Source organism: Bacillus sp. A260 (assembly GCF_009861435.1).
GTDB classification, from domain to species: domain Bacteria; phylum Bacillota; class Bacilli; order Bacillales; family Bacillaceae_G; genus Bacillus_A; species Bacillus_A cereus.
This window is the reverse complement of sequence record NZ_CP046398.1, coordinates 2,781,419-2,805,846: the sequence shown is the minus strand read 5'-3', so window position 1 is coordinate 2,805,846 and position 24,428 is coordinate 2,781,419. Positions and strand designations below refer to the sequence as shown.

The window sequence follows — 24,428 nt, the reverse complement described above, 5'->3', positions numbered from 1 at the left end:
ACTTTATTTACTTATACTTCATTACATGTTAACCTATACTTAATTTTTATAAATTATAATTAATTTTTGATTTTTTAAGGGTGTGAAAATGTAATGAAATCGGTATTAAAAAGCATACTTATTTCCTTTGTTTTTTCAGCAGTAGGTATGTGTTGGTTACTGTACGTATTATTCAAAGGAGACGGAGACTGGTTATTGTCTTGGATAGGTGTATTAATGGCGTATTTATCTTTATATACTTTAATAGATTTATATTGTAAAAATACATACGATAAAAAAATAAATAAATGGCTTATAAAAACATCGGTGACTAGTTTTAGTTTTGCTGTATTAGGAATCTCATTTTGTATCATACATGAGCTATTAACACCGTGGAGTCTTAGTTTAATGGTGTGGTATTGGTTGCTAATGTTAGTATTATTTTTAACAACTATAATATCATTAATCAGTTTAGTATTTGTTAATCGTAAAAATCACAATTTCACCGTTGGATATAGAATGCTCATACTTCTAAATATATTTCTTACACTAGGACCAGTATTATGGCCGCTATTACTTTCTATTATTGGAAATGGTATGAATGCTAGTGCGGGCTGGTAAAAAGGAATATAAATTAGTTGTGTAAAGAATAGGATGAAAAGTTGATATAGAATTTTAAATGTTTAAGAGAACATGTTTACATAAAAAATGAAAACATGTTCTCTTTTTATTTGCATGCATAACTCTTCCTCAGTTTACCGTATTTAAATTTAAACGTAAGTATTTCGTAAGGAATGGATAAGAAAAAAGAGAGATTTATCATATAGGATGAAAGTATAGCTTGAATCAATCCGATATTAATGGAGGAGAGAAAGCCTTATGAAAAAATGTAATTCAATTAAGTTAGCAAGTTTTGCAGTTTTATTAGCGGGTACTGTTCTATTCACACCTGGTTTTACTGTGACTGCAGAGTCAACTCAAAATATTTCTAGTTCGTCACAAGTACATGATCAAAAGAATCGTAATGGCTGGAAACAAGTAATGCAGGAAACAGTACAGCTTGGTGCTGTAGGAATATTAGCTAAGGCGTCTAACAACGGAAAAACTAGTAGTTTTACTGCTGGCGTGGCGGACTTAAGTACAAAGAAACCGGTGAATTCGGATTATCGCTTTCGGATTGGTAGTGTGACGAAGACGTTTACTGCGACGACTGTGCTTCAATTAGTAGGAGAAAATCGCTTACAACTTGACGATCCAATTGAAAAGTGGCTACCGGGTCTCGTGCAAGGAAATGGGTATGATGGTAATCAAATTACGATACGACAACTTTTGAATCATACGAGTGGTATCGCTGAATACTTAAAGTCAAAAGACGCGGACATAATGAATTCGAAAAAAACGTATACAGCAGAAGAAATAGTGAAAATAGGCCTTTCGCTGCCTCCAGATTTCTCGCCGGGTAAAGATTGGTTGTATTCAAACACAGGATACGTAATACTAGGAATGCTTATTGAAAAAATAACTGGAAATAGTTATGCGGAAGAAATCGAAAAGCGAATTATTGAACCTTTGGATCTATCAAATACGTTTTTACCAGGAAATTCACCCGTCATCCCAGGAAAGAATCATGCTCGTGGATATGTGAAAATGGAAGGAACAGGCGAGTTCAAAGATATTACGTATTATAATCCGAGTTTAGCTAATGCAGCTGGAGATATGATTTCTAATGCGGATGACTTAAATAAGTTCTTTTCATCTTTACTTGGTGGTAAGTTACTGAAGGAACGCGAGCTAAAAGAAATGCTTACTACAGTTCCTATAGAAGGCAAAGGGGTTGGTGACGCATACGGTCTTGGAATCTATGAGACTAAACTTCCAAACGGTGTTTCAGTTTGGGGGCATGGAGGAGGAATTCCTGGATTTGCAACTTTTGCTGGGGGAGTAATTGGAGGCAAACATACATTAGCTATCAGTCTTAACTCAATAGGTGGGGTCGATATTGTTCCGCAGTTAAATAAAATGATGCAAATTGAATTTAATAAATAGATGAAAAGAAAATGAATAGAATTTTGTTATAGTTGTATTTAAAAGAGGTGCTTTTTTAAGTTCGCAACTATGGACAGTAGTTGCATTTATGATATGACATCAAGTGTATTCCAAAGTGAAAATCAATCTTAATGCTTACGACAAAATAAAAAAGGATGTCAGTTACATGACATTCTTTTTATTTTGGATAAAAGAGGTATGTGTATAGTTCTGAAAATTGTTATTTTTTAAATTTTTACATATAATGAAGGATATAGGGGCACCAATAGGGGAGTTATGAATGGAAAATACTTTAGTTAGTTAAATATTACTCGTTTTAATCAAAATAATTATGAGTTGATTTGGAGTTGAATACAATGGGGAAAAATCATTATAAATGGAGTAATAAACAATTACGAGAACATGTTGAAGTACTAGATGGTAAGAGAAGCACACACATATTATTAAAGAATGCAACATATTTAAATTCTTATATGCGCGAGTGGATGACAGCGAACATTTGGATATATAATGATCGAATTGTATACGTAGGGGAGCAGCTGCCAGAGCAATTAACGGAGTGTGAAGTTGTTGATTGCGAAGGAAAGTATGTCGTACCCGGTTACATAGAACCACATGCACATCCGTATCAGTTGTATAACCCAGAGACGCTAGCGAATCATGCGATGCAGTTTGGGACAACAACTTTTATTAATGATAATTTAACTTTATTTTTCACATTAAAGCGTGAAGAAGCATTTCGTTTATTAGATGAATTCAATAAGATTCCAGCAAGTATGTATTGGTGGTGCCGTTTTGATGGACAGACTGAATTGCAAAACGGAGAATCTTTGTTTAATCGTGAAGAAATAATAGAGTGGCTGCAGCATGAAGCGGTTCTTCAAGGCGGCGAGCTAACAGCATGGCCAAAACTATTACATGGCGATGATGAAATGTTAACTTGGGTGCAGGAAACGAAGCGATTGCAAAAGAAAGTAGAAGGACATTTTCCGGGTGCATCTGAAACGACTTTAGCGAAGTTAAAACTGTTAGGTACAGATTGTGATCATGAAGCGATGACAGGGCAGGAAGTTTTCACTCGTCTTATGCAAGGTTACACTGTTTCCCTAAGAAATTCTTCAATCCGCCCAGATTTAGAAGTTTTACTGAAAGAATTGTTGGAACTAGGCGTAAAGCAGTTTGATAGATTCTTTTTTACAACAGACGGCTCACATCCTTCGTTTTATGAGAATGGAATGACAAACGTTATGATTTCTACCGCGATAAAACAAGGCGTGCCAGTAATAGATGCATACGATATGGCAAGTTATAATATTGCTCGCTATTATAATATGGAACATGTACATGGTTCGATTGCGACAGGTAGAATTGCTAATATCAATATTTTAGAAAGTAAAGAAAACCCAGTACCAATCAGTGTCCTTGCAAAGGGGAAATGGGTGAAGCGTGACGGTGTAAATACACATGAAGCATTACATATAGACTGGAGTAAACATAAAGTAACTCCATTATTATTAGATTGGTCAATAGAAAAAGAGGATATGATTTTCTCTAATAAAACGGGGATACACTTATTAAACAACGTTATTACAAAACCATACACTAGTGAAATTAATATAGACTGTGATGAATTGTCCACAGATCATGATGAATGTTTCTTTATGATGATTGCTCGTGATGGCAGTTGGCAAGTGAATATAGCTGTGAAAGGTTTTGCGAAAGAACTAGGTGGGCTTGCTAGCTCTTATTCTGGTACAGGTGACATCATTCTTATCGGAAAAAGAAAAGAAGATATGCTCACAGCTTTTCGTAGAGTAAAAGAGCTCGGTGGTGGAATGGTCATAGCAGAAAACAATGAAGTGTTACACGAAATAGCATTACCATTGCTCGGGATTATGTCTAATTTAAAAATGAGAGAATTAATACAGGAAGAGAAACAGATGGTGAAATTACTACAAGAGCGTGGCTACGCGCATGATGATCCAGCATTTACAATTTTATTCTTTTCTGCGACGCACTTGCCTTTTATACGAGTAACACCTATAGGATTATATGATGTGAAAAGTAGTAAGGTAGTTGCCCCGCCCGTGAATTTGATAAAGCAATATTAAAAGGAAAGATCCTATAAAAATTTTATAGGATCTTTCTCATTATTAGCATAAGAATATTGTAAGCCTCAAATGATATAGTATCTAAATCATTTGAGGTGATATGTAAATATGAAAAAAATATTTTACATTTTAAGCGTATTTATTCTGTGTGTATCGATACAACACGTTGTACATTCCCAATCAGATGCACCAGAATTATCTTCGGATTGTCTCGAAGAAAGAAAAGTTAGAGATGAAAAGCATGTGAAGAATATAATACAGGACATTAAATCCACATTTAATTTAAATATTGATGAACATAGTTTTTGGGAAGTAAGTAAAAGAGATCTGGAGGCTGCTCATTTGATGTATGGTGGAAAGGAAAATGATTCTTATTATAATTCGCTAACTAAAATTTATGATAGTGGTGGATTTAGCGAACAGCCCAGCTTATTTGTGAGGGCACAAGAAGCATTTTTACTTTATAAAGAAAAAGATAATATCAATGTAATGAAACGCCTAAAACTAGACGTTGAAAAAGGGGAATGGCTCGTTATAAAAACGAAAAAGAAGAAAGGGAAAAAAGTGAAATTCAAGCTGTTGCAATGTGAAAAAGATTATATGAAAAAGAGAAATGAATAACAAAATACTTATTCATACTGTTTTTATTCAACGATATTTTGCTGTTGATGTGAAATAGAAAAAGGTAAACGAACATATTAGCTTTATGGAATATGTTTGTTTACCTTTTTTTGAGAGATTTAATAATTGGGGATTATTTACTGGCTAATGAACTTATAATATTCAATGAATTTGTTCTTCATAAACATTAGATTTTGTGTCAAATGATTTATACATTACCGAACCACCTATGTATATTTTATTCTACAGTATTTATAAAAGAATGTTGGCTATTCATAAGAAATATGATTGGCACGGTTTTTGCTTGTATTACATGTAAGGAAGGGAGATTGTATGTAAGGAATCTGTACTCGTAATAGTATAAAACAAGCTACTATTGCATTATTAATCATAGTTGTATTTATAGCGGAACTGTAAATACATACAAATAAGTGGTTTTTTTGAATTTAAAATTCTGAATTTTCTTTTAAGTTATTAGGGGGCAATGGGATGGTTAAATATTCGAAAATTTCTAAGTGGATTCTTGGTGTTGGATTAGTGACAATAACATGTAATGGTTTGCAAATTCAAGCAGAGACAAAAGAGCAAAATGTGAAGAACGTATTACAAATGGAGCCGGTAGGAATACAGAAATCTGTTGATGAATTGGCGCACCCTTCAAAAGTACAAGAAAATGCATCTTTTACAAAACGGTTAAAATTAGCGGATTTATCACAGCGCCCACTAGCACCAACCGATAATATTAAACCGTTAGCTGAAGAAAAAAAGTATTCAATGGCTGAGTTAAATCAATTAAATAATAAACAATTAACTGATCTTCTTGTGACAATTAAATGGTATCAAATTCCGGAATTATTTCAGTTTAATAGTGATAGTCTTAAATTCTATCAAGATGATAGCCGAATGCAAGCAATTATTAATAAACTAGCAGAACAAGGACAAGCTTATACGAAAGATGATTCAAAAGGGATTGAAACATTAGTAGAAGCTCTACGTGCAGCATTTTATTTAGGTTTTTACCATGATGAATTAAGCAAACTAAATGAGCGTAGCTACCATGATAAGTGTTTACCAGCTTTAAAAACAATTGCAAAAAATCCAAATTTCAAACTTGGTACATCAGAACAAAATAAAATAATTGCATCATATGGAAAATTAATTGGAAATGCATCAGCAGATGTTGAAACGGTTTTATATGCAGGTGAAATTTTTAAACAATATAACGATAATCTTGCAACTTTCATTGAAGACCGAACAAAAGGAGACGCTATATATGAGTTGATGAAGGGAATTGACTTTGATATTCAGACGGATATGTACACGACTGGAAAAGAGCCAAAAGATACGATGTGGTTTCGGAATATCGATAACTTTATTAATGAAGTAAATCGTTTTGCACTACTTGGTACAGTAACAAATAAAAACGGATGGTTAATTAATAATGGAATTTATTATGCTGGCCGATTGGGCAAGCTTCATAGCACGCCGACAAAAGGACAACAAGTTGTTACAGATGCAATGCGAATTTACCCATATTTAGGAGAGCAATACTTTGTTGCGGCAGAACAAATTACTACAAATTATGGAGGAATAGATGCGAATGGAAAAACTGTAAATTTAGATCAAATTCGAGAAGAAGGTAAAAAGAAATATTTACCGAAAACGTATACGTTTGATGATGGAGCAATTGTCTTTAAAGCTGGGGATAAAGTTAGCGAAGAGAAAATTAAACGTCTATACTGGGCGGCAAAAGAGGTGCGTTCTCAATTTTATCGTACAGTTGGTAGCGATAAACCACTTGAAAGTGGACATGCTGATGATGTGTTAACGATGGTTATTTATAATAGCCCAGATGAGTATCAATTTAATCGTCAACTGTACGGATATGAAACGAATAATGGTGGGATTTATATTGAAGGGACAGGAACTTTCTTTACATATGAACGTACACCAGAGCAAAGTATTTATAGTCTGGAAGAATTGTTCCGCCATGAATTTACGCACTACTTACAGGGAAGGTACGAAGTTCAGGGATTATGGGGCCAAGGGGAAATGTATCAAAATGAACGTTTAACATGGTTTGAAGAAGGGAATGCAGAGTTCTTTGCAGGTGCAACGCGATTAGATAGTGTAGTACCGCGAAAAAGTATAATTGGCGGGTTATCTAATGATCCTGCAAAACGTTATACAGCATCACAAACATTAAATGCGAAATATGGAACGTGGGATTTTTATAATTATTCGTTTGCGCTGCAATCATATATGTATAATAAGCGCCCAGAAATGTTCGATAAAGTACATGATTTAATTCGCGCAAATGATGTTTCAAGTTACGATGCATACCGTGCTACATTAAGCAAAGATAATAAGTTAAATGAAGAATATCAATCTTATATGCAAATGCTTATTGATAATCGCGATAAGTATACGATTCCACAAGTATCAGATGAGTATTTAACTCAACATGATCCAAAATCGCTTTCGGACGTTACTTCAGATATTACGAATGAAGCGAAATTAAAAGATGTGAAAGTAACAAAGAATAAATCACAATTCTTTAATACATTTACACTACAGGGAACATATACAGGAAGTGTGGCTAAAGGAGAAGTTGAGGACTGGAAAGTGATGAATGAAGCAACAAATGATATGTTGAAACGTCTTTCAGGAAAAGAGTGGACTGGATATAAAACATTGACTGCTTATTTTGTAAATTACCGTGTAAATAATGCTGGGCAATTTGAATATGATGTTGTGTTTAGCGGAGTGAATACGGAAGAAGGTACGGCTGTAGAAAAAGAACCAAATAATTCATTTGAAACAGCAAACCCACTATCTTTGAATATTTTGTTAAGAGGAACCTTGAGCGATCAAGATCAGGGGGATAAATTTGTTATTGATGTAAAGGATCAAAAAGATTTACAAATTTCTGTTACGAACGAACAAAATCTTGGACTGAACTGGGTATTATATTCTGAATCAGATTTAAATAATTATGTAGCTTATGCAACAAAACGTGATGGAAACAAATTGCTTGGAAATTATAATGCAAAGCCAGGGAAATATTACTTAAGTGTATATAAGTATGGTGGTGGAACAGGGAATTATACGGTACAAGTAAAATAGTTTACTATAGTTTGTTTTGAAAGGCTACTTATCGCATTTTTTAGCGAAATAAAGTATGTAATGTTAAACATTAAACTAAGCCAACATATCCCTGTTCTAATTATAGAACAGGGATATGTTGGCTTTATATTTTCAAATTAAATAACCTCATTGGATTTTGACAAGAAAATAATTAATATAGATTTGAATTCTCATTCGTAAAGCATGTTTTAATCTTCTTAATGCTCTTTCATTTTTGTCTCAATGCTTGTTTTCAAATCAGTTGATACTTGATTGAAATACCCCAAAACGATCTCCCTAATATCATCGGATATAACTTTCAAATCACTAGCTAAGTTTTCAGCGAGATGTTCTTTTTCTATTGGCTGTAACTTCGTATAAAATTCACCAGCCTGCGTAAAGTCATCCTGTTTCATTATAGAAGTTCTTTCAAGTTTACCTTCAACGTACCTTCCTTCACCGGTTGTAATTTGATTAGCAGGTGTCCAATCTTGCTGCTGGTTAATCGTTAATTTGCGAAATTCTGGACCAATTCTTCTTCTTTGTGAATCACTGTAAATGTTAGCGCGCCCTTGCAGCATTTTATCATCTGATAGTTCTGCACCATCCAGTAAATTAGAAGGAGAGAATGCGACCTTTTCTACTTGTTCCATAAAATTTTCAGGATTTTTATTTAATACCATTTTCCCGACTGGTATGAGAGGATACGTCTGTTCATCCCATACTTTTGTGTCATCTAAAGGATCATAAGAAAGATGCGCTTCATCTTTCGGATCCATGAGCTGGACGTATAAACCATACTCCACTGGTTTACCATTTTCAATTGCATCATATAAATCTTTCCCGCTATAATCAGGATTTTCGGCAGCTAGTTTAATTGCTTCTTTACTAGTAATGTACTGTACACCTTCAAACGGGTACCAATGATACTTTACATACTTTCGATTACCTTCCGCATTTCTCCATACATATGTATTAACACTATGTCCTGGAATGTGGCGAAGACTTTTGGCCGTACCATTATTAGAGTATAAACGGACAACAAAATGAATAGATTCAGGTGCTTTAGCGACAAAACTCCAAAATCTATTAGGGTCTATTAAGTTATTTTTAGGTGAAGGCAATAATGCTTGAATCGTTTCAGGGAAACGCATTGGATCACGGACAGAAAAAACAGGAATGTGATTACATAAAAGGTCAAAAATGCCTTCTTTTGAATAAAATTTTGTGGAAAAACCGCGTACATTTCTAGCAGTATCCGGTGTTCCTTTCGTACTAACAGCTAACGAAAATCGAACCATAACAGGAACTTTCTCATTAGAATTTTGTAAAAAACTTAATTTAGTATGTTCAGACATCGAATATATCGTTTGAAAATAACCGAACGCACCAAATCCTTTTACATGAACAGGTCTTTCTAAAATTTTTTCATGAATAAATTGTTGTAATGACTCATGCAGTACACTATCTTGCTCTAGTACAGGTCCACGTGAACCAACTGTTTGAGAGTGAAATTTAGCTGGTTCAGTAAGTTCTCGATGTTTATTAAAGTCTTCTTCTAATAATTCTTTCCTATGTTTATCATATTTTTCATTCATCGATATAGCCTCCAAATTTTTTCGTCGATTGTTACTAAATATGATTTTATAGTCTCGATTATGTATGACATACAAAGTTCAAAGCAGTAACATACCGCTAGATGAAAAAAACACATATGTAGTGGACCTGTTGAAATAGAAGAAATTATGGAAAAATGAATATCGGGAAGAGAAAGCACACGTTTTAATAAAAAATGTGGAAGAAAACCACTATTAAAATTTCAATCTTAAAACTTAATTTATAAACGATTATATAGAGAATAAACGTTAAAAAAGGAAAAATAACTAGGAGGAATTTAACATGTCGGATTGGTTTCAATTAGATAAAGAATATATGATGTCTACATATTGTCGGACAGAGGTTGCAATGGAAAGAGGAGAAGGATGTAAACTATATGATGTAGATGGTAAAGAGTATTTAGATTTATTTTCTGGCGTAGGAGTAAATGTACTAGGATACAATCATCCTAAAATTGTACAAACGACAATGGAGCAAGTTGTGAAATCGTTGCATTTACCGTTTCATTTCTTAAACCCAGTTGCAATTGAGTATGCAAAGAAATTAGTAGAGTGTACTTTAAAAAGCGGAAAAGTCTTTTTTACAAACTCTGGTACGGAAGCGACAGAAACGACATTAAAATTAATTGATAAATATAGATCTATTGCGAATGAAGAGCGTGACGGAGTAGTTGTGTTAAAAGATAGTTTTCACGGGAGGACGTTAGGGGCACTACATTTTACGAGACAAGAAAAGGTATATCAAAATTTCCCTAAAACATCTATTCCTGTATACGAAGTAGAGCGTGAGAATATAGACCAATTAGAGGAGACCATTATTAAAGAAAAACCAATTGCGATTATGCTAGAGCCTGTTTTAGGCAGTGGGGGAATTTATCCTTTATCAAGTAAATATTTGCATGGTGTTCAAAATTTATGTGAAAAATATAATGTACTTCTTGTCGTTGATGAAGTTCAAAGTGGTATGGGTCGAACGGGAAAACTATTTGCTTATCAAAATTTTAATATCACACCGGACATTATTCAAATTGGTAAAGGAGCAGGAGGTGGGATACCGCTAGGAGGGATTATTGTAGGTGAAAAGTTATGTGATGTATTTTCACCAGGAGATCACGGGACAACGTTTGCTCATTCATCAATGGGAACAGCTTTAGGTTTAACGGTATTAAATACATTACTTGATGATGGGTTAATGCAAGAAGCTTATGAAACGTCACTATATTTGAATGACAAACTGCAAGACATTCAGAAAGAAAATTCTTATTATATACAGGAAGTGCGTCATGCTGGCATGATGTTTGGAATTAGTCTGAATGATACGAATGAAAATGTGAAGAAATTACAGGTTGAGCTAATGAATAAAGGAATGTTAGTCGATGTAACAAAAGGGAATATTATTCGATTACTTCCGCCGTATATTATTACGAAAGAGGAAATTGACGCATTTATGAATCAGTTTATTATTTGTTTAGATAAAGTTGCTGCTGTAGTAAGTGCTTAAAAATTAAAGCTATATTTTATATAAAGTGCACTCTAATTGTTGGGGATAGTTTACAATTGGGGTGCATTTTTTATAGTTGAATTTTGTAAAATACAGTCGTTTGTATATGATAACGGAAAAATAGAAGGAATTTCGTTATATTTGAGTGGTGAAGAAAAGGGAAAGTAAGTATAAAGATAGTAGATAAAGCGGGTGGTTTAAATAACTAATGATAGAACGTTTTGAAAATAATAGCATACGAATATATAAATAATAAGAATGAGGTGATATATTGGAAAATAATGATATTCAATTTACTTCTTTACAAATGAGAACGGATAAATATGGTTGGGCTAGTATTCAATATACAAATAAAAAGCAGGCTATCTTATATACTCAAAATAGAGGAGTAGAATGGGATGTTGTCAATCCTCTTAATTCAATTGTATTATTTGGGTATCCAATAAACGCTCGAAGCTCTTGGGCATATGGTTTAACAAAAAAGAATGACGATTTATTGCCAGCTATATTTTATACAGTTAATAGAGGAGAAAGGTGGAGTGAGTTTATTTTACCGGTTGAAGAAGATTGGGAGAAATCGACTGATGTTCAAGTACAATTGCATGCTACGAATATGGATAGTATATGGATTGTATTATCTAGAAAGCTTGCATCAAATAAATTTGAACATAATTTATACTATTTGAAAACGAAAGGGAAAGTTTGGAAAGTAATAAAAAATATAAGTATTAGTGATAGTATTTCAGGGATAACATTTATAAACGATCTAATTGGGTTTATTTCATTACAAAAACATTATGAAACATCAACGGTATTTAAAACAATAAATGGTGGGGAAAGTTGGCATCCTATAAAAGATATTCCAAGTCTTGAAGGAATTAATAATGGGACTGCTATGGCTTATAAAGCAATCTATAAAAATAACTTATTAGTAATACCAACTAAAAAGAATGATGATGTATTTTTAATGAATTACTCATTTGATAAGGGGAATTCGTGGCATATTTCAAATAAAACAATAAATACTAGTAAAGTGGCTGTTTCGTTTTTTAGTTCCTATTATGGCTGGGTTATAAATAGTGAAAATGGAAGTGTGTATCAAATAATAAAAAAAGGAGCAAAATGGATTAAAGTATCAAGTAATCCATTGTTAAAAAATGTATTTTGTTTGCATTTTTTTAATCGGCGTAAAGGTTGGGCGTGTAATAAAAAAGAAATATTTACTACAAAAGATCGCGGTATAACATGGAAAAAGGTAGTATATAAAATTAATAATATTGATAAATTTATTTAAAAAAGTCCTAAAGAAATTAGGACTTTTTTTGTTTTTTATGGTGAGAGTTGTAACAAACAATGATAAGAGAAAGGAGGTAAGTGCAGAATTATATTTTTAAAAATAGACGTTTGTTTTCACACAGTATAATTCACTTTTGAATATGTTAATAAAGTAGCAAATTCATAGGAAATGGTAATACTTAATATTTTATGTCACATGATGTGTAAAGGGGGCGTGTAATGAAATCGTTAACGGTTATTATTTTGTACAGTGAAAGAGAGCAAATATTAGAAGAGTCAATTCAATCTATATGGAAGCTAAATCCTCTTGAAATTATAATTTTAGTTCCTAACGATAGAAGTAATTTGTATGAAATAGCAAAGAAACATAAATGTCATATTGTTTTTATGGACAAATATAATAAGCATTATGATGGATATGGAGCTTGTATAAAGGCAGCAAAAGGAGAAGTTTTATTATTTTTAGATGGCAATTTTTCGTTATCCACAAATGAAATGCAGAGATTTATTGAGCCAATTGTTACAAATCAAGCCGATGTAGTTTTAAATAAAATAGATAAATTGATAGAAATAGGTAAATGTCCAAATATGGATATTGTATGGAGAAAAATGTTAAATGAAATTTTAAGTCGACCAGATTTAAAAAGCAATTCAATACTTTCGTTACCATATGCGCTTACGAAGGAAGTAGTGGAAAATATCGGCTTTAATTATATGGAAGATATCGTTCTATCTCATATGAAGATTGTGAATCAAGGGTGGCGGATTAACGATCAATATGCAATCAATACGTTATCTAAAGATGAGACTATAGAGGAAGGAGGATATTTAATAAAAAAAGAGTTATCCAAAAATGAAAAAGAGAAAGTAGAAAGATATTTACGCGGTATAGCTAAATGGATAGAGAAAAAAGGAAGAAGAGTAGGGTTTACTGATGCAGGAAAAAGAAGAGATATTGTTCAAAAACTAGGTGAATGTAAGCGATACCCTTCCTATCATCAAGGGTGGGGAATGCATTCTTCAATTTATGATGGGAAGCAACTTTCTGTCATTATACCGGTACAAAATGAAGAAGAGACTATAGAACAAGTAATACTTGAGGCGAGAAAAATAGAACCACTAGAAATCATCGTCGTTGTAAATGGTTCGACAGATCAAACGGCTAATATTGCTAAAAGACTTGGTGTTACTATTATTGAATATAACGAACGACTTGGTCATAATGTTGGACGTGCTATTGGAGCGCTTGAAGCTACAGGAGATATTCTTTTATTTATTGATGGTGATTTTAGTGTTTCAGGAAGTAATTTGCATCATTTTACAAAAGCAGTTTCAGCTGGTGTAGACATAGCATTAAATGATTTGAATCCGATGTTACACCCTCCGTTTTATGTTGTAGACGTCGTAAAATATATGCTTAATTTAGCATATAATCGTCCAGAATTAAGCAATGGCTCATTAGTAGCAATTCCACATGCTATGAGTAGATCATGTTTAGATGCAATAGGCTGGGAAAGCTTACTATGCCCTAGCCTTGCACAAGTAAAAGCAATATTACAAGGGTATAGAGTAGAATGTGTACATTACGTTGATGTTGTAAAACCGAATAGAATTCGTTTAAAGGAAAATGTAAGTCACAATGGGCATCCTCCAGCAGTATTAAGAATCATTGGTGATCACGTTGAAGCTCTCTCTTACTTGATAGAACAACTCGAAATGGATGGAAAGGGTGATTAAACTGTTAGACCAGTATAAAATAATTAACATTTCATATGAACAATTATGGCAAATGGATTTTCAAATTACAGAACCATTTATACTCAAGGTTGATTGGGATAAAGTAACGTATGAATTTTTAATTCGTATTAAGCCCGATGCTTCTAACACTATTGTTTTTGGATCCGGAGCAGGTGGGTTTCAAGAACAGCCAATTGGTCCACCTATTTTTCATCGACATTCTTGGATGGATGAATTTGAAGATACTGTTATATATTATAATGACCCTACGTTATATCTTGGAAAATTATCTTTAGGTTGGGGACAGGGAGAGTTAAATAGATTTTATTTACAAGATATAGCAAATATTTTAGAAATAGTATTTGTAAAGTTAAAAGTTGATTCGAAAAATGTGTTGTTTTATGGCAGTTCTGGAGGAGGATTTATGTCTTTAATTTTAGCTGGATTCGTTAAGGGCTCCACAGCTTTCATTAATAATCCTCAAACAAATTTATTAAAATGGATACCTGTACCAATAAATCTAGTTTTCGATTTGTCTTATCCAAATTTATCAAGAGAAGAAGTTGAAGAGAAATTTGGCGAAAGAATTAATGTTGTGAAATTTTTTAATCACATTAAATATGTACCGAATATTTATTTTTTGCAAAATTTCGCGTGTGAATTTGATGTGCAAAATCATTTGCTACCATTTATTTCCGAATTAGAGCAACTTGATAAAGACACGGAAGTAAATCAAATTATAATTGACTTATATTTTGATAAAAAAGCAGGGCATGCAGCTGTAGGGAAGAGTGAAACAATTGAATATATAAAAAAAGTAAAACCTAATCAGACTGTAAAAGAAGAACAAAAAGAAGTGGACCTATCAGTTGTTATAGTTTTAGGAGAAGAAAAATCAAAATTGAATCAAATTTTAAATAAAGTGCAGCATATAAAACCACTAGAAATTATTATTGTAGCTGATGATAGAATGAGTGCGATACAATCTATACCAACATTTGTTGAAAGTAACGTTGTTGTGATTGAGGAGAAAAGTAAATGGAAAGCACCAGTTCATGGGGCAAAAGTCGCCAATGGTGATGTAGTCTTATTTTTAAATGGAGAAGATGTTATTTTTTCGGTAGAATTAGAACGATTTATAGAACCGCTACTAAAAAAGGAACAGGATGTAATTTTAAATAATATAGACTCGGTTTGTTTTGAAAAGATGAGAGTAGAATGGCCAAGCATTGCTATGGTGTATAGAAAAATAGTAAACGATGTATTGGGGCGTATGGATTTAAAATATGATTCGATGTTATCTATGCCATATGCTATTACTAAAAAAGCAATTGAAGACATTGGATATGATATCTTGCAGAACCCTATTCTGTCCCAAGTAACTCTTATTGAGAAAGGGTGGCGACTACAATCCTCGTCAGCCATCACTAACACCTCCTTGAATAATATGCCTGCAAACAAAACCTCTTTCTATAAAAATGGATTAACTAAATTAGAAGTATATGAGATTAAAGAAAATATAAAAGCTTTGGAGAGTTGGTTACAACGAAAAGATGATAGAGGTAATTATACAGATGGAGGAAGAAAAAGAGAAATTATAGAGCAGTTAAAAAAACAAAAGAATTATTCACGTTTCCATAAAGGATGGGGAATGAATTCCTCTATTTATAATGGAAAACAGTTATCAATTATTATACCAGCACAAAATGAAGAATCAACGATTAAAGAAGTTATTCTTGAGGCAAGAAAAATTGAACCGAAAGAAATAATTGTTGTCATTAATGGGTCAACAGATCAAACAGAAGCAATTGCTAAGCAATCAGGGGCAACAGTAATTGTTTATGAAGAAAGATTAGGGCATGATGTAGGACGGGCAATTGGTGCACAAGAAGCGACAGGAGATATACTTCTCTTTATTGATGCTGATTTTGCTATTCCAGCAAAAGATCTTCATCCGTTAACGCAAGCTGTTGCGGATGGTGTTGATATGGTTTTAAATGATTTAAATTTAAATCTTAGATTTCCTCTATATATTGTAAGTTTATATAAATATATGTTGAATATTGCTTGTAACCGTAAAGATTTAGGGGTAGGATCTACAATTGCTGTTCCCCATGCTATTAGTAGAAAATGTTTAGAGGGAATTGGCTGGGACACTCTTCACACAGCGTGTGTTGCACAAGTAAAGGCAATATTAGAAGGGTATAAAGTCGAATGTGTCCATTTTGTAGATGTAATGAAACCAAATCGCATTCGGCCACAAGAGCATTTTGCGACGATAGGACATCCACCAGCTGTATTGAGAATTACTGGGGATCATTTAGAAGGACTTTCATATTTATTAAAGAATAAGGATTTTAAAGATTTATTTTAAAAGGTAAATTTGTCTATTGAATGAGTAACTTAAACATTTCATTTATGCAACTTGACGATATTTAGTATTGCAATGAAACTAAAATCAAAAATTTTTATTATTTTTAGCTCAGGTACAAGTGAAGAGCATGTTTCACTGACTGATAGTAAATGAACAAGTAACTAAAAGGTAAAGGCTTCTTTATATATATGAAGAAGCTTTTATCTTTTTTATTTTAAGTATGGAAGGTAAAGAGTAAATAAAGTTGTAACGGTATTTTTATTTTGGGATAAATTGATATTAGATATAAGAAAGGAGGGAATATCTTGTCTTGCATCAATAAAAGTTGTTTTCATATTTCTTTAGAAACTAAAGTCAATCCAAATGGTGGGGCAGAAATATTCGTAAGGTGCAATGATGAATGTTTATCTAATTTTAATGTAATACCGTTTATTGCATGTGTTTCTATTTCAGTAAAGGATGATTTGAGTTTTTTAGTTGATTTAGATAGTTTAATAAAACGTTAATTTTCTATGCAGTTAATAATAAAATAACATCTAATTTATAAGACTTAGTAAGAGAGTTGTGTCCGAATTTAATTAACTGCATATATTGTTAAAAGAAAGGAGGGAGAGTTATGGCATGTACTACGAATAATGTTTGTTTAGATGTGTGTCTTAAAATTACAATTACCCCTGGTAGTGGAATCGATGCAGTAGTCGATTGTGGAGGCACATGTGGGACAAGTCCTACTATTGTAATTAGTCCTAGTGGATCAATTGTTATTACTTTACCATTAGTTGCATGTTTCTCAATTGCACTAAAAGATGATTTAAGTGTTGACTCTTCATTAACAAGCCTCTATTTTCAAACTTCTTAAGAAAGATACAGAAATGAAAAGCCTGCCTGCTACTTTTCTTTTGATCTAATGTAAAAATAAAAAAGATGGTTACAACCATCTTTTTTTATTTTGCTATATATTTAAAATGAATTCATATATTATTTGGTGGTAAGAATATACAATTAAAAGTATTCAGTGTTTCTTTTTTGTTCAATGAGGTAAGAAATTGCTTCTATATGATCACCAATGATTTGTTGCGTTGCTAATGAAAGGTAGCCTTCCTGCGAGAAGTGTTTTTCTGGTCGAATTCGATTTATCTTGTCAACGTCGATAGAATGAACATTTTGTACATGCAATCCTGCTAAAATTGTTTTAACTTGACTTAAGGTTGGTGAAAGAAGAGAATCAAACCCAATTGTATCAATGCATTTTCGACTAAAAGCATGAGGGACAGCAGTTGTGGAGCCCATACCTAAATCTTTTCGATTACATGCTAAATTAACAACATGCTTACATGCAGTTACGATAGTATAAGGAACACGATACATGTAGTAGTGCTCTAATTTATTTAAAGCTAAATCGGTTCCATTTTGAACAGATTGTACAAATGGTAATAAATCAGAACTAGGAATTAAGAAATCACCATCAATAAATAATAATATATCACCTTTTGCAAAATATGCACCAACGGCACGTCCGGTATCAATGCCGAGTGCTTCTTTGTAAGTAATAACTGTTGCACCGCAATTCTTCGCCAATTCCTCTGTTTTATCTGTTGATCCATTAACAATAATGATGATTTCTAAAGGTTTTAATTTCTGCACCTCAAAAATGATAGATTCTATCGTTTTTTCTTCATTTTGAACAGGGATAATGATGGATAATTGTTTATTTCCATAAGTATTTGAATAAAACTTTTTACCTGTAATTATTTTGGGTATAGCTCTTTGTTCGCCGTTTTGAAGTTCTAAAATAATATCTCGCCTTCGATTATTATCAGTATAGTTTCCTCTTGAATTTTGTAATATATTTACCCAATTTTCAATTGCTTCTAGGTGATAACGAATGAGTTGTTTTGAGGGGAAGGAGGGAATTTGCGGTATAGAAATTTTAAAATGATTGCTAATGCGAAATTTATTTTTAATAATTTTCATTTGTGCCAATATCGGATTTAATAAACTTTCTGGAGTAATTGCATCAAGAATCTCTTTTGTTATTGCATAGGGAGGAAATAATAGTGAGTTAACATGTAAATCTGGACGATGAAAAAAATGATTCGTAACTTGCTGCCAAATCATTTCTATAGTTGGCTTTTGCTTTTGATAAAAAAAGTCATTTAAATTGTTTAATACTATGTCAGCTGATTCGTCTAGTAATGGTTGAAGAAATTGTGTAAGTAAGGAAGATTGGATAATGTAATTTGCATCTAAAAATAAGAGGTACTTACCCTTTGCTTTTTTTGCACCAATTACATAACAATTATTTGATTCTGTCGGTTCTTCTAGTGTGATAATTTTACAATTGTAAGATTGTGCAATATCAATGGAATCATCGATACATCCGTTAATAGTAAGGATAATTTCTAAAGGCTGTAGTTGTTCACAGGCTTTCAAAATTTCAGGTAAAACTTTTATGTTATGCTGTATACGAATAATAATAGAAATCGGATTTTTACACATAAGTAGTCTCCTTTTGAATCAGAGGTAGTTATTAATAAGGTTAGATAAAATAGGAGATATATATTTTATTATATACGTAACGACTATTTAGTTTTATCAGACTTAGAATTTTCATTACTTGAATTGGAACCTTTATTTATTCCAGACGCGAGTAAATTATTGAGAACGCTCAGGTCTAATTGCATAGGGATTGAGTTTTTGGATGTAGTTTTCTCATTTTCTTTTTTTGTAGTTATTATAGTCTTTATATTTTTTATTTCTTTATATTGTTTTAAGGTAATGAAAAATCCAGAAATAATGAAGAGAAAAGAAACAGTAGCAAGTAAAAGTATTATTTCCAACATAAAATAGCCTCCTTTAAATCTATAATAATACTATAGTTGAATGTAATAAGACAAAATTCGAGCTAATGAGTTCACTTTTTAAATATATGCAAATCTTTAGTAAAAGTTACTAATTTCTAGGTTAAAGGAAGCAATTACAGAAACGTATAGATATAAATAAATTAAAATTTCATTTGTAGTGTAAAGGTATGTGTTATATAAGCTGAACGTCATTCTATAACAAGTTAAACAGGGTTTAATTTTATATAAAAAGAGCATTTAATTGGACAAATAATTAATTATGTGAAATAATAATAACAGATAAGGAGACGTTGCTTTTCCTTAAGTGCTTCGAATTAATTTTATTCAATAAGAGAAGGTGTGCTTAAAGAAGTTAAATTAAATAAGGAGCTGTTTTATTATATGCAACAAAATAATGATTTAAATTTTGAACCTCAAGACGTTAATATTGTTAATCCTAAACAAGCCAGGAAAGCAGTAATTGCTACTGGTATAGGGAACGCAATGGAGTGGTTTGACTTCGGATTATACGCGTATTTAGCGGTAATTTTAAGTCAATTATTCTTCTCTGGTGTTGATAATAGTGGATTGCAACTTGTACTTACATTCGGTACATTTGCAGCAGCCTTTCTCGTTCGACCAATCGGAGGTGTATTCTTTGGTAGAATAGGAGATAAGTACGGCCGAAAAATCGTGTTAAGTACTACTATTATTTTAATGGCACTTTCTACATTATTCATCGCATTACTACCAACCTATGAACAAATTGGTGTATGGGCACCAATACTACTTTTAGTTGCCCGAATGATTCAAGGCTTCTCTACAGGCGGCGAATATTCAGGAGCAATGGTTTATATCGCAGAATCTTCTCCAGATAAAAAGCGTGGTATACTCGGTAGTGGTCTTGAAATTGGAACACTCTCAGGTTACATTGCTGCATCGGTAATTGTTACCATTTTGACGTTATTGTTAACAGATGAGCAAATGCTCAGCTGGGGATGGCGTATTCCGTTCTTAATAGCTGCACCAATTGGTTTGGTCGGTTTATACTTACGCCGTCATCTAGATGAATCTCCAATCTTTGAAGAGATGGAAAAAGCACAAGAGGAATCTGAAGACAATGAACAATTTTCATTCATGGATATTATTAAATATCACAAAAAAGACTTCTTATTAAGCACAGTAATTGTCGCCTTCTTTAATATTACAAATTATATGATTCTTTCGTATATTCCTTCTTATCTAACTCAAGTACTTAAAGTCGAAGAAACAACAGGCTTATTAATTATTTCTATTACGATGGCACTTATGATTCCACTAGCACTATATTTCGGTAAATTAAGTGATAAAATTGGTAATAAACGCGTTGTGCAAATTGGTTTACTTGGTTTAACTGTATTTGCAATTCCAGCATTTTTACTAATAGGTAACGGACATATTGCAGCTATATTTGCAGGTATTTTCGTACTAGGTTTCTTCTTAAGTGTATATGAAGGAACATTACCTTCATTATTACCATCACTCTTTTTCACTGATGTACGTTATCGAGCACTTTCGATCTCATTTAATATTTCTGTATCGATATTCGGTGGAACAACACCGCTTGTATGTTCATACTTAGTTCATGCAACTGGTAACCCGCTCGCACCGGCATTTTATTTAGCAGGTGTAAGTATTATTGGATTAGTTGTATTTAGTGTACTATTCGTTACAACTTCAGGGCGTGCGCTAAAAGGTTCATATCCTACAGTAGAAACGAAAAAAGAAGCACACCAAATCGCTAAAGAAGACCCTGAAGAAACACTTTGGTGGCATGAAGAGTCATTAGAAATTGAAGCAGGGAAGAATGCTTCCATTTAAAAAGCAACGTAGAAGTACAAAAAGACTCCTATGAATATAGGAGTCTTTTTGTTACGTTATTTCTTTCGTTTCTTCAAACTTTTTTGATATGCATAAAGCTTATGAATCTCTTCCTTAAATTCATGTAGAAGTACAGTGTTTGCACTATTTGAATAACGCACCGTATTATAAGCATCTATAATAATAGCACTTTGAATATTTACATCTTCTTCATCGTTTATTCTTTCTAGCCAAATTTCAACAGTTTCTCCCCGTTTTCTATTTAAAGGAGGGGTTAACTTACTCTCTAGCTTGAAAATTTCCTTCCGAATTTCGTTATGTGGCGGTTTATTTCGTTTAAAACGATTTTGGCTCATTCCTTCTTTATCAGTAATGATAGTAGATTCGAAGGCGGGCATATTTGGTAAACTTAAATGTTTTCGTTTTTTTACTATTTTCCAAACGACGTAAATAGCGATAGCTGTACAGACTATTATTGTAGTGCTATTTATGAGTATTGGATCAAAATCAGGAATTTTTTTTCCGTCTTCAATTTTTGGTTTTAAGAGATGTCCTTTATTTGCCCAAACATCTTCAGTATCTTTTAATTCCGCTGCTTTAATTAATGGCATTAAAGCATAGCCGACGCCTAATGCGACTACTTCCGTTATAAAACCAAAAATAAGTCGAATGAAAGGAAATACTTGAACAATTAATATACTCATTAAGCCAATCGTAATGATAGAAGAAAAACGTAATAGTTGTTGTTTGCGATTGGCCCCGGTTAACCAAAATGTAATCATAAGATGCAAGGCTAACATTAATAGTTTCCACAACGGTGGAAAGGGTGCATAAAATATAGCTGAAACGAAAAACCATACAATACCACCTAAAGATTTTTGAACTGGATATCCAGGTCCGACCACATGTACGATAAAGAAAAATAGTGGTAATATGATTGTGCCAAATAGAGAAAAAGGTAAAAATAAAGAGAAAAGAACGATTTGAAGAACTAAAAGTATTACAAATCCTGTTGTTTTTTTTTGCATAAATTTATGAATAAGAAATACTCCAATATAGCCTGTTGTTAAAAATATTGCAATACTAATTAGTTCATCTCTTTCTGTTAATAATGAAAGCAGAAGGAGCAGAATGAAATCATGAATGTGATATAGCCAAGTTTTCAACTGGTTCCACCATCCCTTCACTAGTAATGAGAAACGTTGGCTGCGAGAGAAGAGGGAGTTCATTTCTTTGTAAACCAATGTATATCATTGTAGACGATCGTTCTCTTTTTCTCTTTACATAATGAAGGAATCCTTGTTTCGGAAGTAACGTACTATCATCTGAAATACGGGCTAATTCTTCTAAAGCTTTTGCATATTGTGTTTGTCCTTCATTTAACGGTACATGTAATGCACCGCCTTCTGCTAATACACTAATAAACAATTCAAACGGAATGTGGTGCTTCGTTGCATACTGGAAAATGTATGTTGCATATGAAATAAGTTCTTCTACATTATCTTTCCAACCAAATCCACGATCGGCAGCTAAAGAAAGACAAATCGTCCAACTATAATTTTTTACAGGTTCATATTGCTTCGCCTGTAATTGTTGCATTTTAGCAGATGCCTTCCAATGAATAGAGCGGAAAGACTCACGCTCATATCGCTTTACACCGATAATAGATGTTTCATCATTGTAAAAAGAAAAATTCGTTCGATAAGATCCATTCAAAAGTTGCTGAAGTTCTTGCAAACCTGCTACTTCTTTAGGAGAAGGATACACAATAATTTCAGTCCTTAATTTATCAAAAACAGGTAAATGTACAGTTAATAGATGAAATGGATCTTTTAATACACATTCAAATTGTTCAATTTGAAACACACCACGCTTCGTGGCGGTTAATGTTAACCCCCATTTTTGTGCCGAATGTGCAGGTTGTGAAAATGGGAAAGAGAATAACGTTTTTGATATTTGTTCAATGCCTTGCTCTTTATGCGGTATAAGGGACGAATTTAAATGAAAGTAACAAACACCATTAACGATTGGTATGCTGGCTCCATTTTTTAAATGAATAAAAAACTGTCCAGATTCCTCAGGAAAAATCCGTGTAGTTTGTTTCTCATTTATGATTTGAAACTTCTTCTCTATGAAAGCGACATATTTATAAATAAAAATCGCAAATAAATAATAGAAGAAAAAGAGAAACATAAGCATTCGTTGCGGGAAAAAGAATGTGAAAAGTAATGCGATTGGAACGGTTAGTTGAATAATATGGAGTTGAAAAAATAAAGGCACAGTTACAACACGCTGTCCATTCATGCTTGTTCAATCTCCACAGGTACGTCAACTTCTTTTAAAATACTTTGCATAATATCATTCTTTGTCGTACGCAGGGCACCTTCCATTGATAAGACGATACGGTGATTCCAAACAGAAGGAACTAACAATTGTATATCTTCTGGTGTGCAATATTCTCTCCCGCGTAAAAATGCTAAAGCTTGAACAGCACGTACTAAAGCTAATGTGGCACGTGGGCTTACACCGTTAGCGATATAATCATGATTTCTTGTAGCATGAGCAAGTTTAATAATGTAATGTTCTAACGGTTCCGAAACAAATATTTCTTTTACTCGTTTTTGAGCTTCTAAAATATCTTCTAATGAGATGACAGATGTGACACTTTCTAATGGTAAATCGTTCCGAAAACGTCGCATCATTTGTAACTCATCTTTAGGAGTTGGATGACCGATTGAAATCGTCATTAAAAAGCGATCAAGCTGTGCATCTGGAAGAGGGAAAGTCCCTTGTGATTCAATTGGGTTTTGCGTCGCAATAACAAAGAACGGTTTCGGAAGAGGAGTTGACTGCTTCTCCAGCGTCACTTGTCGTTCTTCCATCGCTTCTAACAAACTCGACTGCGTTCTCGGCATTGCACGGTTAATTTCATCTGCTAGCAAAATGTTTGTCATAACTGGTCCAATTCTTAATTCGAATTCGCTTGTTTTTGGGTTGAAGTATTCAATACCTGTTACATCACTTGGAAGTACATCAGGGGTAAATTGAACGCGAGAAAAACTACCACCAATACTTTTTGAAATGGTTTTCGCCAGTAACGTTTTCCCAGTACCAGGCACGTCTTCGAGTAGTACATGTCCATCAGCAAGAAGTGAAACGAGCAGTAGATCAATAACATTTTCTTTACCAACAAACACAGATCCGATGTTTTCTTTCAATTTATTTATCATATGTACCATTCCTTTCATTATAAAAGAGCTAATATTTCTATATTTTAACAAATTATTCAGAAAATTGGTATGATTTTTTAATTCAAAG

At 32.9% G+C, this 24,428-nt stretch carries 18 protein-coding genes; 12 read left to right on the top strand and 6 right to left on the bottom strand.

Annotation, left to right across the window (positions count from 1 at the left end; translation table 11 throughout):
• Positions 1 to 93 precede the first annotated feature (93 nt).
• The 5 genes from GD442_RS14190 to colA all read left to right on the top strand — a co-directional run bounded on the left by GD442_RS14190 (position 94) and on the right by colA (position 7,883).
• Positions 94 to 600 carry a DUF3902 family protein gene (locus GD442_RS14190; protein ID WP_000843838.1) on the top strand — a complete coding sequence of 169 codons (507 nt, stop codon included), beginning with the start codon at positions 94 to 96 and terminating at the stop codon, positions 598 to 600.
• A gap of 258 nt (positions 601 to 858) precedes the next feature.
• Positions 859 to 2,025 carry a serine hydrolase domain-containing protein gene (locus tag GD442_RS14185; protein ID WP_000710640.1) on the top strand — a complete coding sequence of 389 codons (1,167 nt, stop codon included), beginning with the start codon at positions 859 to 861 and terminating at the stop codon, positions 2,023 to 2,025.
• Between the two features lie 356 nt (positions 2,026 to 2,381).
• Positions 2,382 to 4,136, top strand: a complete 1,755-nt coding sequence (locus GD442_RS14180) for an adenine deaminase (protein WP_000517625.1) — start codon at positions 2,382 to 2,384, stop codon at positions 4,134 to 4,136.
• Between the two features lie 108 nt (positions 4,137 to 4,244).
• Complete coding sequence (locus tag GD442_RS14175; protein WP_000719372.1) at positions 4,245 to 4,757, top strand: hypothetical protein; 513 nt, start codon at positions 4,245 to 4,247, stop codon at positions 4,755 to 4,757.
• 489 nt (positions 4,758 to 5,246) lie between these two features.
• Positions 5,247 to 7,883 (top strand): collagenase ColA, encoded by a 2,637-nt coding sequence (gene colA, locus GD442_RS14170; protein WP_000241891.1) that lies wholly within the window; start codon positions 5,247 to 5,249, stop codon positions 7,881 to 7,883.
• 218 nt (positions 7,884 to 8,101) lie between these two features.
• Here colA and GD442_RS14165 read toward each other — a convergent pair whose 3' ends face one another.
• Positions 8,102 to 9,481, bottom strand: coding sequence for a catalase (locus GD442_RS14165; RefSeq protein ID WP_001003610.1), 1,380 nt, complete (start codon positions 9,479 to 9,481; stop codon positions 8,102 to 8,104).
• Between the two features lie 301 nt (positions 9,482 to 9,782).
• Here GD442_RS14165 and GD442_RS14160 point away from each other — a divergent pair, with 301 nt between their 5' ends.
• From GD442_RS14160 to GD442_RS14135, 6 genes are all read left to right on the top strand, one after another.
• Complete coding sequence (locus GD442_RS14160) at positions 9,783 to 11,000, top strand: aspartate aminotransferase family protein (RefSeq protein WP_001286473.1); 1,218 nt, start codon at positions 9,783 to 9,785, stop codon at positions 10,998 to 11,000.
• Positions 11,001 to 11,271: 271 nt separating this feature from the next.
• A complete protein-coding gene (locus GD442_RS14155) occupies positions 11,272 to 12,294 on the top strand; it encodes a hypothetical protein (protein WP_000429609.1) in 1,023 nt (340 codons plus the stop codon).
• Between the two features lie 221 nt (positions 12,295 to 12,515).
• Positions 12,516 to 14,033 (top strand): glycosyltransferase family 2 protein, encoded by a 1,518-nt coding sequence (locus tag GD442_RS14150; RefSeq protein WP_000839307.1) that lies wholly within the window; start codon positions 12,516 to 12,518, stop codon positions 14,031 to 14,033.
• Positions 14,034 to 14,085: 52 nt separating this feature from the next.
• Positions 14,086 to 16,407 carry a glycosyltransferase gene (locus GD442_RS14145; RefSeq protein ID WP_002041379.1) on the top strand — a complete coding sequence of 774 codons (2,322 nt, stop codon included), beginning with the start codon at positions 14,086 to 14,088 and terminating at the stop codon, positions 16,405 to 16,407.
• 305 nt (positions 16,408 to 16,712) lie between these two features.
• The gene (locus GD442_RS14140; protein WP_001277646.1) at positions 16,713 to 16,913 is read left to right on the top strand and encodes a hypothetical protein; all 201 of its coding nucleotides are present in this window, start codon (positions 16,713 to 16,715) and stop codon (positions 16,911 to 16,913) included.
• Positions 16,914 to 17,023: 110 nt separating this feature from the next.
• Entirely contained in the window at positions 17,024 to 17,266 is a 243-nt protein-coding gene (locus GD442_RS14135; RefSeq protein WP_000752474.1) for a hypothetical protein, read from the top strand.
• Positions 17,267 to 17,409: 143 nt separating this feature from the next.
• Here the strand turns inward: GD442_RS14135 and GD442_RS14130 are convergent, their stop codons facing one another.
• Together GD442_RS14130 and GD442_RS14125 are read right to left on the bottom strand one after the other, a co-directional pair.
• Positions 17,410 to 18,906 (bottom strand): glycosyltransferase family 2 protein, encoded by a 1,497-nt coding sequence (locus GD442_RS14130; protein ID WP_000335245.1) that lies wholly within the window; start codon positions 18,904 to 18,906, stop codon positions 17,410 to 17,412.
• An 83-nt stretch (positions 18,907 to 18,989) separates the two neighbouring features.
• A complete protein-coding gene (locus GD442_RS14125) occupies positions 18,990 to 19,250 on the bottom strand; it encodes a hypothetical protein (RefSeq protein WP_000889738.1) in 261 nt (86 codons plus the stop codon).
• Positions 19,251 to 19,652: 402 nt separating this feature from the next.
• On the opposite strand from GD442_RS14125, the gene GD442_RS14120 reads away from it, so the two are divergent.
• Positions 19,653 to 21,110, top strand: a complete 1,458-nt coding sequence (locus tag GD442_RS14120) for an MFS transporter (protein WP_001186926.1) — start codon at positions 19,653 to 19,655, stop codon at positions 21,108 to 21,110.
• 56 nt (positions 21,111 to 21,166) lie between these two features.
• Here GD442_RS14120 and GD442_RS14115 read toward each other — a convergent pair whose 3' ends face one another.
• From GD442_RS14115 to GD442_RS14105, 3 genes are read right to left on the bottom strand one after another with little or no spacing between them, the layout of a single operon-like run.
• Positions 21,167 to 22,276: a DUF4018 domain-containing protein gene (locus tag GD442_RS14115; RefSeq protein WP_000860479.1), complete on the bottom strand. Its 1,110-nt coding sequence runs from the start codon at positions 22,274 to 22,276 to the stop codon at positions 21,167 to 21,169.
• Positions 22,248 to 23,414: a DUF58 domain-containing protein gene (locus GD442_RS14110; protein WP_001014398.1), complete on the bottom strand. Its 1,167-nt coding sequence runs from the start codon at positions 23,412 to 23,414 to the stop codon at positions 22,248 to 22,250. Before GD442_RS14110 ends, GD442_RS14115 begins: the two co-directional genes overlap by 29 nt.
• Positions 23,411 to 24,340, bottom strand: coding sequence for an AAA family ATPase (locus GD442_RS14105; protein WP_000608784.1), 930 nt, complete (start codon positions 24,338 to 24,340; stop codon positions 23,411 to 23,413). The genes GD442_RS14110 and GD442_RS14105 overlap by 4 nt, the downstream gene beginning before the upstream one ends.
• Positions 24,341 to 24,428: the final 88 nt, after the last annotated feature.